Below are 14602 nucleotides of genomic sequence, written 5' to 3'. Positions count from 1 at the left end.
TGACATGACAACAGAGGCTTGACTCTGGAGTCGACTCCAGAGTGTAAGCTCTGCATCTTGGGCAATGGCCCCAAAGTGATTCAGGAGTCTCTATGTCATGGTTCTCATCCTGCGGCGTCCAGTCGGCCGCCGCACATACCGATCGCCGCGCTATCCAACCGCAGATTCAGCGACTCTTGCCGCTGACCACCGCCTCGTCTGCCGTACTGCTGCCGCCCCGCGGGTCCCATCGCCCCACCGCCGACCCCGGGGACACCGCCGCATTTTCACGCCGCTACGGCGTGCGTGGGATGGACTGCGCCGGCTGTGCGCGCCGTATTGAGCAGGCCGTGGAACCGCTCCCTGGCGTACACCGTGCTCAGGTGCTGTTTGCCTCGCAAAAACTGTGCATCAGCGCCGATCGCGACGTCACGGAGGAGGTCTCACGGGCGGTTTCCGCCGCCGGATTCGACCTGATCGCCGGCGGCAGCTCCCCGCCGGCTTCCCCCGCCGGCGCCGGGCGGCGCTGGCGTTTTTTACTGCTTATTGCCCTGCTGGTGGCCATCAGTAGTCTGCTTAAACTGACCGATCCGGCCTACAGTAAGTTAGCATTCACTATCACTACCACTATCGCCCTGATGCCTGTGTTACGCGCCAGCTGGCAGGCCATTCGCCACGGCAATCCGTTCGCTATCGACACGCTGATGAGCGTCGCCGCTCTCGGTGCGCTGGCGATCGGTGCCACCGATGAGGCCGCGGTCGTCCTGCTGCTGTTTCTGCTCGGCGAGCGGCTGGAGGGGTTTGCCGCCGCGCGTGCCCGCCAGGGGATCACTGCGCTGATGGCCCTGAAACCGGAGCACGCCGTGCGGCTGCGCGCGGGCCGCCGCGAGACGGTGGCGGTGGCGGCATTACGCCCCGGCGACCTGATCGAAATCTCCGCCGGGGATCGTCTGCCCGCCGACGCACGCCTGCGCGACGAGCCCGCCAGCTTTGACGAAAGCGCCCTCACCGGCGAATCCCTGCCGGTCGATCGCCAGCCGGGCGAGCGCCTGGCCGCCGGCAGCCTGTGCCTTGACCGGCGAGTGACGCTGGACGTGCTCTCCGAACCCGGCGACAGCGCAATCGATCGCATTTTGCAGTTGATCGAAGAGGCTGAAGCAACGCGCGCGCCCATCGCCCGCCTGATTGACCGCTTCAGCCGCCTGTATACGCCGGCGATTATGCTGCTCGCGCTGGCAGTGGCGCTGCTGCCGCCGCTGCTCACCGCTGCCGACTGGCAGCCGTGGATCTACAAGGCGTTGACCCTGCTGCTGATTGGCTGCCCCTGCGCGCTGGTGATTTCCACCCCCGCCGCCATTGCCTGCGGACTGGCGGCGGCGGCACGGCACGGGGCGCTGATTAAGGGAGGTGCCGCGCTAGAGGATTTGGCGCGTATTCGTACGCTGGCCTTCGATAAAACCGGCACGCTGACCGCCGGTTCGCCGCAGGTGATACAGCTTACGCGCTGGTGTTCGGCCATGCCGGAGGAGACGCTGTTAGCGCAGGCCAGCGCCCTTGAGCAGGGCAGTCACCACCCGCTGGCGCAGGCTATCGTCCGCTACGCCGGCGATCGGGGCGTAGCCCCCGCCACCGCGCGGGGGGTGCGTACCGTTGCCGGACGCGGCATCAGCGGCGAAATCGCCGGAGAACAGATCCGCCTGAGCGCGCCGTCGGCGCTGGCGGTCGGTTCGCTGAGCGCGGCGCAGCGGCAGGACATCGTTCGCGCCGAAGCCAGCGGCAGCACAGTGATCGTTCAGTGCGCCGCAGAGCGACCGCTGGCGCTGTACGCGCTGCGCGATACCCTGCGGCCCGAGGCGCGTGAAGTGCTGGTTGCGCTGCGCAAGCAGGGCCTGCACAGCGTGATGCTCACCGGCGATCATCCGCGTGCGGCGGCGGCCATCGCCAGCGAACTGGGAATAGACTATCGGGCCGGCCTGCTGCCGGCGGATAAGGTCGCGGCAATAACCGCACTGAATCAGCAGGCCCCGGTGGCAATGGTGGGTGACGGTATCAATGATGCGCCGGCGATGAAAGCCGCCCGCATTGGCATTGCCATGGGCAGCGGCAGCGACGTGGCGCTGGAGAGTGCCGACGCCGCGCTGACCCGCAATCATCTCGGCAGCCTGGTCAGTTTACTGCGCCTGGCGCGCGGTACCCGTGCGGTGATCGGACAGAATGTGGCCATCGCACTGGGCCTGAAAACGCTGTTTTTGGTCACCACCCTGACGGGCTTTACCGGCCTGTGGCTGGCAGTGCTGGCCGATTCCGGCGCCACGGTGCTGGTGACGGCCAACGCTCTGCGGCTGTTGCGGCAGCGCTAGCGCCCTTTACGCAGTAAAAAGCGGTAGGGCAGCGCGTCCGTCTGCTGCGCCAGCAGCGTATGCTCCATAAAGCGGCAGAAGCCGGGAATATCGCGGGTGGTTGCCGGATCGTCGGCAATCACCAGCAGGGTTTCTCCCTCCTGCATCTGACGGACGGTTTTTCTTATCATCATCACCGGCTCCGGGCAGCGCAGGCCAAGGGCATCCAGCGTATGGGTTGGGGAAGTAAACAGGTCGCTCATGATTCTCCCGGCGAGCATGGGTTAGCGGGCGCTTATTTTACCGCGGTGCAGAGCGGGCGCAAGCGAATGACCGGGGAATCGATTGCGCAGAGATTCACCATTGCAATGGCGGCGGTAATTGGTAATATGCCGCCGCCGCTGCTTTCGCACGGCAACATTCGTCTTACTGGGTTCCCTCACCCCATTCAGCAAAAAGGCTCAATATGCTTACTTTTACTCCGCGTCAGCGGACCCGGGCACTGCTCTGGCTGTCGCTGTTTCATCTGCTGGTGATCACCTCCAGCAACTACCTGGTGCAACTGCCCATCACCCTGTTTGGTTTTCATACCACCTGGGGGGCGTTCAGCTTTCCGTTTATTTTCCTCGCCACCGACTTAACCGTGCGGATTTTTGGTGCCCCGCTGGCGCGCCGTATTATTCTGGCGGTGATGGCCCCGGCGCTGTTTATCTCCTATACGGTCTCCTCACTGTTTTACGACGGCGCCTGGCAGGGCTGGGCGGCGATGCAGCAGGTAAATATCGTGGTAGCGCGGATCGCCTGCGCCAGCTTTATGGCTTACGTGCTTGGCCAGATCCTCGACGTGCACGTATTTAACCGTCTGCGCCAGCGGCCGCAGTGGTGGATGGCACCGGCAGCGGCGATGTTCCTCGGCAACATCAGCGACACGCTGGCCTTCTTTTTCATCGCCTTTTATCGCAGTACCGATCCGTTTATGGCCAGCCACTGGGTCGAAATTGCGCTGGTGGATTACAGCTTCAAGGTACTGATCTGCATGCTGTTCTTCCTGCCGGCCTACGGCCTGCTGCTCGACGCGGCGCTGAAGCGGCTGGCGCGACGACAGGCGCACGCACGCCTCCATTTCGGCTAACATTCTGTCACCGGGGCAAGGTTGCTTTTGCCCCGGCTTTCAGGTTCTATGAGAGCCTGATAAACGTCACGGAATGCACATAGGGAATCCCATGCAAAAATTGTTGAAATATGCCGCCGTTGCGCTGTTCGTCTCTACGCTTGCCGCCTGCGATGGTAAAGAGGATAGCGCCCCGGCGGCCGACAGCGCCGGCGCCAGCAGCCAGGCCGCACAGAGCGTTAGCCTGCTGGATGGCAAGTTTACTTTTGCCCTGCCGCCGGGAATGTCCGACCAAAGCGGTAAACTGGGCACCCAGTCTAACAACATGCACGTCTACGCTGACGGCACCGGCCAGCGTGCAATCATCGTGATTGCCGGCGACGCCACCAGCGAAAGCCTGGATACGCTGACCGGCCGCCTGGAGCAGCAGCAGCGCAACCGCGATGCCAACCTGCAGGTCGTGAGCAATAAAGCGATTGAGATCGGCGGCCAGCCGATGCAGCAGCTGGATACGGTAATGAGCGCTAATGGCCAGTCGGCGTGGTCAACGGTCGTACTGGGCAAGGTGGATGGCAAACTGGTGACGCTGCAAATCACCCTGCCGGCGGATAACCAGCAGCAGGCGCAAACCGACGCTGAAAGTGTGGTCAGCAGCATCAGAGTGAAGTAATCGCCCCGCAGCGGGTCCGCCGCCGCGGCCCGCTGTGTGAACCGCCCTGCCGTATCCCGGCCCCCGCCTTAGCGCATCCCGGAACGGACTGATGCGCGGCGGCTTCGGTGTCATCGCCCCTGCCGCCGTGAGAGCACCGGCCAGAATCTCCCTTCCGTCGCCGGATACGCTCCCGCCGCAGCGCCACCCGCCGGCTCAAAAGCTCAGCCGCTCGCGCCCGGCCAGCGCCGATCATCACCTGCGTTTTTTAACGGGCCCGTGGACGCGCGCCACCCACCGCCAGGCTTCGCCAGCCTCTTCTGCTGCGCGGCATTCGCGTCGTCTCCGTGACCAGTATCCTGCGCAGCCCCCGCCGCTCATTGTCAGCGCCTTCCCGCAACGGACCGCTCGCCGCCGGATGCAGGCTTTGCGAATCATATCCCGGAAAGTGACCGGCCGCGCTGAGGCCCTGATCATTGTCGGCATCCCGGCCTGAGCGCGAAGCCGGCGCTGCACGCCATTACCGGTGCGGGGAGTGGGGGATGGGCCGCCCGATGGGACCCACCCGGCTCGCGATCGCCTTGCCGTGATCCCGGCGATCGGGGCGCGCGGCGGATCGCCTGCCCGCTGACGTCCGGAGTAACGCGCCGGGATTTTTACCCTCCACACGCCCCGCTGGCGCTGCGCGAATGGCAGGATGCGATGCTACTGGCAGTCTGGAATAGCGATCGTAAGCACGGCACCCACTGCTGCGCAGATGATTCTGCCGGGGGAGCAGCGGGATGGCACCACGCCCACTGGGCCCCCTGGGCAACAGGTATCGCCACCGGGCCGCCCGCGAACGGGAGCAGCGGCGGCGGCCGGCAGCGTTCCGGCCTGCGGATTGAGCACTCCCATACCGCCGGCAGTCGGCTTTTTCGGCCAGGCCGATCCGCTTTTCAGGGTCGACATCCGCGCCGAAGAGTCAGGCACTGTTCACTGCCGCCGCGGCTGTCGATCTGCAGCGTCAGCGGCTGGTGACTCACCACCGTCACGCCGGGATCGCACTGCACGATGGTCGCACCGGCACAGGAGAGCGGCAGCGTCACCCGCAGCGCTAACTGACCGGCGATGGCAGCGAGGCAGAGCGTCACTGCGTCGCCGCTGTCGCGGTAGGCCAGCGCAGCCGGGCCATCGCAGGCGATCCCCGCGGCGGTACCGCGGTGAAAAAATAGCGCCAGCGTCGCCTGCTGCGCGGCCACCGCCACCACGTGGGCGATCGCGTTCTGCGCCAGTATCTCAACGCCGGGATGGCGATACCGGGCGGCAGTTTCCGCCGGCGTCGCACCAGGCAGTAGCAACCAGCCGTAACGCACCGCCTGCGGATCGCTACCGTGCTCAAGGGTGAGGGTCAGGTAGTTTTTGTGCCAGCGCCGCAGGCTGACCGCATTCGCGTCGCTGAAAATATCATGCCAGCTGCCCTCGCGCGCCACCCAGGCCGCGCGGGCCGGCGTATCCGTCAGCAACACGTAACCGCCGACGCCCGCCACGTGCAGGGTTTGCGCCCAGCCGCCATCGCTCGCCGCCGCCGGATGCGGCGGCCGTCCATCAACCGTTACCGCCGTCGCCGGGTCATCCAGCCAGCGGTTGTCGATCACCGTGGTGACTGGCGTACCGCTGCGTCCACTAATCGCGGAGCCGAGGCACAACACCGCATCCTCAAGCAGAAACCAGGATTTCAGCGCCGTGGTCGCGCCGGAAGCCGAGACCAGCGCTAATCCCGCCACGCCCTGCCGTCCGCACAGCGTGACGCCGCCGGCCACCTCGCTGCCGCCCAGCGGCGCCCCCTGATCTGTCTGCCCCGGCGCAGTGTGCTGACCGCTGGCATCGACGGTAATCCCCGGCAGGCGCGCAGGATCGACCGTGGGCCAGAAGTTATCGCTGAACTGCCCGCTGTCGCGCGCCAGGTAAAGAAACTGCATACCGTCACCCTGATACCAACCATGGCGATTTTCACGATTGATGTATTCGTAGCGGGCGATGCGCGTGGAGGCGAGATTAAGGGCAAAGGCCCATGTCGGACGCTGGTGGACCACCCGCGCCTGCGCGTTAAAAACCCGGGTAAAGGCATGCGGCTCAGTCTGCGCCCGCAGGCGCTGCTGCAGCAGCAATACCCTGGCCTTATCGCCAATTTTGCGCGTGGCATCATCGAACAGCGAATGCGGATTCTGCGCCAGCCAGCGACGCGCCAGCTGCTGCATCTCCCACGCCAGCGCCGGGGGCAGTGCCGCCGCCAGTCCGACCGTTGCACTGATCAGATCAAAACCGGCCTGATAATCTTTTTGAAACTCACGCGCCACATTGCGTCCGCGCACGCTGTCCATCATCCTCCCCTGCCACATAAAAGGCGCATAGGCGTGGCGTAGGCGTTCAGCAATAAACGTGCGCTCCGCTTCCGGGCGCGTCCAGGGGGTGCCGGCCATCAGGTGCAACATCTCCGCGAGGCTGGTCAGCAGCACCAGCCCGTATCCTCCGGCGTACGGCAGCGTGTCATGCTGAATAAATGATCCGTCGCGATAATAGCCATCGCCGTCGGTCACCAGACGAAACAGCGAATGCCGCCCCTGTCCAGCCTCATCCGCCAGCGCCAGCGCGGCCGCGTTCATCTCCGCCCAATCGGCAGACAGCAGACCGCGCATAAAGGTCATCAAGGCTTTATCCGCACGGTTAGCGCCGGTTTCCGGCGTGGTCCCCCGTCGTCCACGGGTGTTAGCATCCGGTGCATACCAGCGGCAGGCAGCCAGAAACGTTTCCCGGGTCGCGGCCGGTATCTCGTCGTACAGTAAAAACAGAATGTTCATGCCATCGCGAGGAATGCCAATTTCAAACTGCCACCAGTTACCCACCGTCCTGCGGCGGGCAAACAGCGCGCAGGCCAGTTCAACGTCCTGCAGTAGCGCGGCTTTCAGGCCGGGATCGCCGCTCAGCGAGCTGCCGGGCACGCACCACGCCAGCGCCATCAGATAGAGTCGCTGAAAGGCAATGGCCAGCCCGCCGGTATCACGACGCCTGTCGCCAAAGCGCGCTACCGAAATGTCCGGCCACAGCTGTCGACGCGGCGCCGACCGTTCACGAGAGAGCAGCAGAGGCGTAGCACGTATCACTAGCGCGGCGCGCGCAGCGTCCAGAGCAGGATGCGCCGCGGCGTCACCACCGGTCAGCCACGCCCGCCGTCGGGCGATAAGCCTGGCCTGCATTGCGACGGGCGCGGGCGCGGACGCGGCGGGCAACCGCACGGGCAGCGCCAGTCCGGCCGCACAGGCGGTGATGTGGCGAAGCAGGGAACGACGAGAGACGGGCAATACGGACTCCTTCTGCCGGGGGCCAGCGCGCAGTATCGCACTCCCGCGTATCGCATGCCGCCCCAAAAGACGGCCTGTGGCGTATTTTCAGAGTGCTACCCGATGCCCACCGGACCACGGAGCGCTGCGATCGGCCCGGACACCGCGCATTCCGGAGTAATGGCATAAGTAAACCGGACAATTCACGTTACACTGACAGCAGCACGGCGGCGTGGCCGCACGGCACCGCCGTTAAATCAACGATATAAAACAATAAGTAAGCAGAAAAAAACAGACTCACTGCATAAACGCCTGACGGGAGCCGGTATGACACAGCGGGAAACGGAGAAGATGGGGCAGAATATGCTGCTAAAAATGGCATCACTGGTGGTCATTCTGGCTGGTTTGCACGCTGCGGCTGCCTGGCTGGTGCCGTTTTTACTGGCGCTGTTCCTCGCCATTGTACTGAATCCGCTGGTGGCGATGCTGATGCGCCGCGGCCTGCGGCGGGGAGTGGCCATCAGCCTGGTGGTGGTGGTGATCATGCTGGCCATTTCGCTGCTGCTGGCGATGCTCGCCAGTTCGATCGATGAATTTAACAGCCTCTATCCCCAGCTGCAGGCGATGATGGAGCAGAAGCTGGCGGTAGTGCAGCACGTTGCCCGGCGTCTGCACATGAATTTATCCACCTCCGCGCTTGCCTCACGCCTCGATCCGGGCGCCATGATGGACGTCGCTACCGCGGTTCTGACCCATTTTTCTCACGCAATGACCAACCTGGTACTGGTGGTCATGACGGTGATTTTTATGCTGTTTGAAGTGCACCATCTTCCCTACAAGCTGCGCTATGCCCTGCAAAATCCGCAGATCCACATCGCCGGGTTACACCGCGCACTGAAAGGAGTAACCCACTATCTGGCACTGAAAACGGCGATCGGCCTGCTGACCGGCGTCGCCGTCTGGCTGGCGCTGCTGCTGCTGGACATTCGCTTCGCTTTGCTGTGGGGCGTGTTGGCTTTTTTGCTGAACTTTATCCCTAATATTGGCCCGATCGTTGCCGGTATTCCTCCGGTATTACAGGCGTTGCTGCTGAACAGCGTGGTGGACGCGGCGCTGGTCGGCGCGTTGTTTATGGCTATCCATATGCTGATTGGTAATATGCTGGAGCCGCGACTGATGGGGCGGGGGCTGGGTTTATCCACGCTGGTGGTCTTCCTGTCGCTCATCTTCTGGGGCGCCCTGTTTGGCCCGGTAGGCATGCTGCTGTCGGTACCGCTGACCAGCGTGGCCAAAATTTTGATGGAGACCACCCCCGGCGGTAGCAAGCTGGCCATTCTGCTCGGCCATGGCCGCCCGCGGGAGCGGCGACTATAACCGCTGCGCAATCTGCGACGCGCTGGCTACACTGTTATCAAATGCCGAACAGAAGCGACGCCGCCGCTGCGCCGGTCGCGCAGTCTGCCCTGTCAGCCGGAAGGATCCGTAACGATGGTCACCCTGCAGGGGAGACAACAGTGGAGAGCACAGGTGGGGGGATGGGGATTAGCCAACGCGTAAAAAACGTCATGCTGCTGCTGTGGGTTATCCTGCTGCCGCTGACGCTGGCGACAGGTTTCAGTCTGTACCTGGCGCAGCAGCAAATTCTGCGTCAGCAGCAGGCCGATGCCAGCCTGCTGATCGCCCAGGCCGAGAGCATCAGCGATGAAGCCTGGGATATGATTGACCGGCTGCGCCCGCTGGAGAGGCAGTCGTGTGATGAGATAGAAACGATGCTGCAGCGTTACAGTGCGCAGTATGCCTATTTCCGCTCCATCGGGATGACCGCCAGCGACCTGGTGACCTGCTCCTCGGCGTTTGGCAATGAAAACGGCTCGCTGCAGCAGATGATTCTGGGGCCGCTGCCGGAGGTAAATCGCGCCTGGTGGAGCCTCTCCGTCGCCGGCACCTGGGGCGTCCCAAATCGCCCGGCGGTGCTGTTTATCCGCCGGGGAACGCAGGGCTATGGTGCCTATGCCCTGGTCGAAGCGCAATACCTGTTGGACGTGATGCGCGCCATCCATGACCAGCGCGGTAATCACCTGTCGCTGCGCGTTGATAACGGCTATCGTATTGAAACCGATGATGATATGCCGGCAGAGCCAAGCTGGTTGGCGCCCCGCGTCTGGCAACAGAGTTCAGCGCGCTTTCCCATTCACGTCACGATCACCGTTCCCGGCGCCAGTGTCGCCGATGCGTGGCGGCAAAATTTCTTCACCTTCCTGCCGGTGACGCTGATCCTCACCCTGCTGTTAGCCGCGCTGGCCAACGTGTTTATCAAGCGCAAGCGTGCTTTTGCCGATGAGCTGCGTCGGGCCATCGCCCGCGAGGAATTCTACGTGCATTACCAGCCGCTGTACGACGCGCGCCACCGGCGCTGCTACGGTGTCGAAGCGCTACTGCGCTGGCGGCGGCGCGACGGCAGCGAGATGGCGCCGGATAGCTTTATTACCCTCGCCGAACGCGAGGGCTGCATCGTTTCCCTCACCCATCATTTGCTGAGGCTTATCGTGCGTGACAGCCAGCGCTGGCAGCTGCCGGATGGCTTTCATCTGAGCATCAATATCGCCGCCGCGCACCTGCAGGATGCGCAGTTTGTCGATGACATTCAGCATGTTGCCTCGCAGCTGTCCCGTCACCGACTGACGATCGTGCTGGAGCTGACCGAGCGCAGCCTGATTGGTGACGATGCCCTCGCCACCGCGCACCTTCGCCAGCTGCGTCAGGCAGGCATCCGCGTCGCGATTGATGACTTTGGCACCGGCCATTGCGCCCTCTCCTACCTGCAACGCTTTCCGTTGGATTACCTGAAAATCGATCGCGGCTTTGTTCACGCTATTGAGGACAAAGGTGGGGAGACGCCGATTCTGGAAGCGATTATTCACCTTGGCCATACGCTTGAGCTGCAGGTGGTGGCCGAGGGAGTAGAGACCGCCGCACAGTTTCACTGGCTGTGTCACCATCAGGTGCGCTTTATACAGGGCTATTTCTACGCCCGGCCGATGGGCAGTCAGGCCCTGATGGACTGGCTGGGTCTGCACGCCGAACAGCCCGCCCCCGGACATTGATTTTTCACCGCCTCCCCCGCAGAGTATACCGCTGACCATTTTGCTAAGCAGGGAGCGTCGCATGTCTATTCACTTCAATGCCTGGGGCCAACCGGTGGGGCCCGAACTGCCCCTCTGGACGCCGCGCCCATGGCCGCAGGCGGTAGTCCTGCAGGGTAAGCACTGCCGGCTGGTTCCGCTGCGGGCCGACGCCCACGCGGCGGCGCTGTATCAGACGTGGTCTGAAACCGACGATGGTCGGGGCTGGAGCTGGATGTCTGATGGCCCTTTCCTGCGCGAAGCGGACTTTATCGCTTACGCCGCGCGACTGGAGAGCTGCCGCGATGCGCAGCATTTTACCGTTATCTGCCAGACGTCTTCCCGGCCGTTGGGCACGCTGGCGCTGATGCGTATTGATACCGCCAGTGGCGTGATGGAGGTGGGCCATGTGGCCTTCACGCCCGTGCTGCAGCGCACATGGATGGCCACAGAGGCCCATTTTCTGCTGATGCAGTACGCATTCGATACGCTGGGCTATCGCCGCGTTGAGTGGAAATGTGACAGTCTGAATCGTCCCTCCCGGCGCGCCGCCGAGCGGCTGGGTTTTCGCTATGAGGGCACGTTTCGCCAGGCGCTGGTTTACAAGGGCCGCAGCCGCGATACCGACTGGCTGTCTCTCCTGGACAGTGAATGGCCGGCCAACCGTACCGCCCTGCTGAGCTGGCTGGCGGAGGATAATCGGGATGCGGAAGGTCAGCAGCGGCGCCCCCTGCGCGACTTCAGAAACGACGAATCGTTCCCTGACAAACAGGCATAACGTGTTAAATTTGATTTTCAACCTGGGTTTCCGCACGAATTCATAACCCTGTTGTCATGAATTTGGTGTTTTATGCCGAAAATGCTTACCGTGAGCCGCTGACGGCCCCGGGCATCCGTGCGTCCTGCCGGCAGGACAGCGTAAAACAACAATAAAAGGTCACTTTCATGGAAAGGAAAACAGAGGCAGCGTGGCGCATCAAACAGTGTGCCCGATTAACAGGCATAGCCACTTTACTGCTGAGCGGCGCGGCGTTGGCCGATCGGGCTCCGTTTGATCCCGACTCCCCCTGGCTGCTTGGCGACTGGGGCGGCTACCGCAGCCAGCTTCAGCAGGACGGCGTCGATTTTCAGGTAAATTACACCCTGGAATCCGCCGCGAACCTTGCCGGGGGCTATCACAGTGCCACCACGATGCGCTATACCGACCAGTGGGCCTTTGGCACGACGCTGGACCTGGATAAACTGCTGAACTGGCAGGATACGCAATTTCAATTCACTATCACTTCGCGTAACGGCCAGGATCTCACCCCCTACCTCAACGATCCGCGCAGCGGCGGCCTCTCATCAGTGCAGGAAGTGTGGGGGCGCGGGCAAACCTGGCGTCTGACCCAGTTCTGGCTGAATAAGGGACTGTTTGACAACCTGCTGGAGGTGAAGGCCGGCCGCGTTACCGTCGGCGAGGATTTTGATTCGCTCGACAGCAAATTCGAGAACCTGGCGTTTGGCGGCGGTCAGGCGGGCAACTGGCGCGGCGATCGCTGGTTTAACTGGCCGGTCTCCCAGTGGGGCGGCCGCGTGAAGCTGAATATCACCCCTGAGGTCTTCTTCCAGGTCGGGTTCTATAATCAAAACCGTAATAACTACGATCGCGGAAATGGTTTCTATCTCGATGGCAGCCCGACGCTGGGCAATCTGGTGCCGGTCGAGCTGGGCTGGAAGCCGCTGCTGGGGGCCAATAAGCTGCCGGGGAATTACCGCCTGGGCTTCTACTACTCCTCCGTCGACGGCGACGTCTGGCACAGCTATGACCGCGGTGATTATGGGCAAAGCGCTCACGCCTATGGCGGCTACGTGCTGGCACAGCAGCAACTGTTTGCGATGGACGGCGATAATACCCGCGGTCTGACGCTGGCCGTGCAGGCGGTGATGAACGATCACAAAACGTCAAAAACCGACAACTATCAGTCCATCTCTCTGGTCTGGAAAGGGCCGTTCGCCAGCCGGTCAGAGGATGAGATTGGGCTGGGCGCTGCCCGTATCCACGTCAACGACGACTATGGCCGTATGCAGCGCCAGGTCAACAATGAAAACCAGGTGCATGACTACCGCAACCCAACGTATCTGCCGGTGCAGAAAGGCTCTGAGTACAACTACGAGCTGTACTATAACCTGCACGCCACGCCGTGGCTGTCGGTGCGCCCCAGCCTGCAATACGTTGCGTCACCCGGTGCGGTAAGCCAGGTGAAAGATGCCTTTGTCGGCGGCATCAGCGCCAACATCAACTTCTGATGATGCTCGCCAAGCGAGGGGCCGGCACCGGTCCGGATTTTGCAATTTGATCCATGGGGCGCTAAGGTGCCCCTTTTTCAATGAGCGATCCCGGAATCATGAGATTCAAACCCAAAAAACGCTGGCTGGTGCTGGCGGTCATTGTTTTGCTGCTGGCTTACTGTAACCGCGCCAGCCTGAATCCCTTTGCCCCTGACTGCCAAACCACGCCGGAAGCCAGCGCGTGCAAAAAAACGTATTCTGCGCCGGGATTTGAGCTGTAGTCCCGGTGCCGGCCGGGCACCAATTGTTGCCGTAGTGAAACAATGCCCCCTTTTCTCTCTGGCGTCTTGCCGCAGAGAAAAACTGCGGTAGGATGCATGTATGCTTAACGCCGCAGGAGTAGCTGATGAAAATCGTATCGACCGACTTTACGGATAACGCCTTTTTAGCCAAAGCCCAGGAGTTTGACGGCTTCGGCGGCAGCGGCGAAAACCGCTCTCCGGCGCTGAGCTGGCAGGATGCACCGGCCGGCACTGCCAGCTTTGCCATCACCTGCTATGACCCGGACGCGCCGACCGGCAGCGGCTTCTGGCACTGGGTGGCGTTTAATATTCCGGCCACGGTGTCTGCGCTGGCGGCCAACGCCGGCATCGCCAGCGGTGAGCAGATGCCTGCCGGCAGCGTGCAAAGCATCAATGATTATGGTCTCGCCGGCTTTGGCGGCGCCTGTCCGCCGGAAGGGGATAAACCGCATCGCTATGTTTTCAGCGTGCATGCGCTGTCGGTGCCGTCCCTTGCGCTGGACGCCAGCGCCACCAACGCCGTCGCCCGCTTTATGATTGAAGCCCACACCCTGGCAAAAGCATCGGTGACGGGTCTCTACCAACGTTAATGACTTCTTCGATTTAAGTGAAAGGTATCGCTATGAGCAGCAAAAAAGTTCAGTGGAATGGAGGCTTACAGCCGGAAGCCGTTGAGATTTTATCGAAAGACGGTGGCATGATCGTCTGTCCGACCAAAGTCGGCTACATCATCATGACCTCAGACAAAGCCGGCCTGGAGCGTAAATTCGAGGCCAAGCAGCGTAACCGTAATAAGCCCGGCGTGGTGCTGTGCGGCTCGCTGGAGCAGCTGAAATCGCTGGCACAGCTCAATCCGGAAATTGAACAGCTGTATCAGCAGCACTGGGACGCGGACGTGCTGCTCGGCTGCATCCTGCCGTGGAAAGAAGAGGCCATCGCGCGCATTCCGGATGACGGCTCAAAAGAGCTGATGATGGACGGCCGCCAGACCAGCTGCTTCGTGATTAAATTCGGCAAGCCAGGTGAAATTCTGGCAAAAACGCTGTGGGAGGCGCACGGTAAATTCTCCTTCGCCAGCTCGGCGAATCCGTCAGGTAAAGGCAATCGCGGCCTGGTGGAAGGCATCGGTGAGCGCATTGAAGCACGCGCAGACCTGATTATCGGCGCTAACGACTACGTGAAATCCATTCAGCCCAACGACAGCGAAAAAACCCGCTATGAGCAGGGCGTGATGGTGTCAATGGTGGACGGCGACGGCAAGCTGGTGCCGGAACAGAAAGGCGAGCGCAAAGTTTTCCCCTGTCCGGTGCTGATCCGCAAGGGCCTCGACGTGGACAAGATCATGGCGATGATGTCCGATATTTTCACCACCTGGGACTACCGCCACGGCGACTACTACTGATCCCCTGTCGCGCGCGCTGAGCCGCGCGAGATAACGCGATGTATTTTCCTCCCCCTTCCCGCCCTGCGGTGACAGGGGGCTGTTGTTTTCCCCTCCACGTGCCTATC

General features: G+C 62.4%; 12 protein-coding genes. 10 read left to right on the top strand and 2 right to left on the bottom strand.

All coding sequences use genetic code 11. The features are described from left to right. The first annotated feature begins 92 nt into the window (after positions 1-92). Positions 93-2339, top strand: a complete 2247-nt coding sequence (locus BS626_RS13215; RefSeq protein ID WP_083615969.1) for a zinc/cadmium/mercury/lead-transporting ATPase — start codon at positions 93-95, stop codon at positions 2337-2339. On the opposite strand, the gene tusA is transcribed toward BS626_RS13215, so the two are convergent. Continuing rightward, positions 2336-2581: a sulfurtransferase TusA gene (gene tusA, locus BS626_RS13210; protein ID WP_075182867.1), complete on the bottom strand. Its 246-nt coding sequence runs from the start codon at positions 2579-2581 to the stop codon at positions 2336-2338. The genes BS626_RS13215 and tusA overlap by 4 nt on opposite strands. Before the next feature lie 203 nt (positions 2582-2784). Between tusA and BS626_RS13205 the strand changes: the two genes are divergently transcribed. Both BS626_RS13205 and BS626_RS13200 read left to right on the top strand, forming a co-directional pair. Continuing rightward, the gene (locus tag BS626_RS13205; RefSeq protein WP_075182866.1) at positions 2785-3450 is read left to right on the top strand and encodes a 7-cyano-7-deazaguanine/7-aminomethyl-7-deazaguanine transporter; all 666 of its coding nucleotides are present in this window, start codon (positions 2785-2787) and stop codon (positions 3448-3450) included. Positions 3451-3541: 91 nt separating this feature from the next. Next, on the top strand, positions 3542-4099 hold the full coding sequence (locus BS626_RS13200; RefSeq protein WP_075182865.1) for a DcrB family lipoprotein: 558 nt from the start codon (positions 3542-3544) through the stop codon (positions 4097-4099). Positions 4100-5016: 917 nt separating this feature from the next. Here the strand turns inward: BS626_RS13200 and BS626_RS13190 are convergent. After that, positions 5017-7419, bottom strand: a complete 2403-nt coding sequence (locus BS626_RS13190) for a polysaccharide lyase 8 family protein (RefSeq protein WP_075182863.1) — start codon at positions 7417-7419, stop codon at positions 5017-5019. A 306-nt stretch (positions 7420-7725) separates the two neighbouring features. Here BS626_RS13190 and BS626_RS13185 point away from each other — a divergent pair, with 306 nt between their 5' ends. The 7 genes from BS626_RS13185 (at position 7726) to BS626_RS13155 (ending at position 14495) form a co-directional block, all read left to right on the top strand. Continuing rightward, positions 7726-8772: an AI-2E family transporter gene (locus tag BS626_RS13185; RefSeq protein WP_075182862.1), complete on the top strand. Its 1047-nt coding sequence runs from the start codon at positions 7726-7728 to the stop codon at positions 8770-8772. A 140-nt stretch (positions 8773-8912) separates the two neighbouring features. Then, positions 8913-10502: an EAL domain-containing protein gene (locus tag BS626_RS13180; protein ID WP_170870467.1), complete on the top strand. Its 1590-nt coding sequence runs from the start codon at positions 8913-8915 to the stop codon at positions 10500-10502. Between the two features lie 61 nt (positions 10503-10563). Beyond that, complete coding sequence (locus BS626_RS13175; protein WP_075182860.1) at positions 10564-11298, top strand: GNAT family N-acetyltransferase; 735 nt, start codon at positions 10564-10566, stop codon at positions 11296-11298. A gap of 167 nt (positions 11299-11465) precedes the next feature. Beyond that, the gene (locus BS626_RS13170; protein WP_075182859.1) at positions 11466-12809 is read left to right on the top strand and encodes a carbohydrate porin; all 1344 of its coding nucleotides are present in this window, start codon (positions 11466-11468) and stop codon (positions 12807-12809) included. A gap of 98 nt (positions 12810-12907) precedes the next feature. Next, complete coding sequence (locus tag BS626_RS18635; RefSeq protein WP_170870466.1) at positions 12908-13072, top strand: hypothetical protein; 165 nt, start codon at positions 12908-12910, stop codon at positions 13070-13072. Between the two features lie 125 nt (positions 13073-13197). Then, the gene (locus BS626_RS13160; protein ID WP_075182857.1) at positions 13198-13683 is read left to right on the top strand and encodes a YbhB/YbcL family Raf kinase inhibitor-like protein; all 486 of its coding nucleotides are present in this window, start codon (positions 13198-13200) and stop codon (positions 13681-13683) included. Positions 13684-13715: 32 nt separating this feature from the next. After that, positions 13716-14495: an L-threonylcarbamoyladenylate synthase gene (locus BS626_RS13155; protein WP_075182856.1), complete on the top strand. Its 780-nt coding sequence runs from the start codon at positions 13716-13718 to the stop codon at positions 14493-14495. Positions 14496-14602: the final 107 nt, after the last annotated feature.

The organism is Pantoea sp. 1.19 (genome assembly GCF_001922585.1).
Lineage (GTDB): Bacteria > Pseudomonadota > Gammaproteobacteria > Enterobacterales > Enterobacteriaceae > 1-19.
This window is presented reverse-complemented; position numbering and strand designations above follow the sequence as displayed.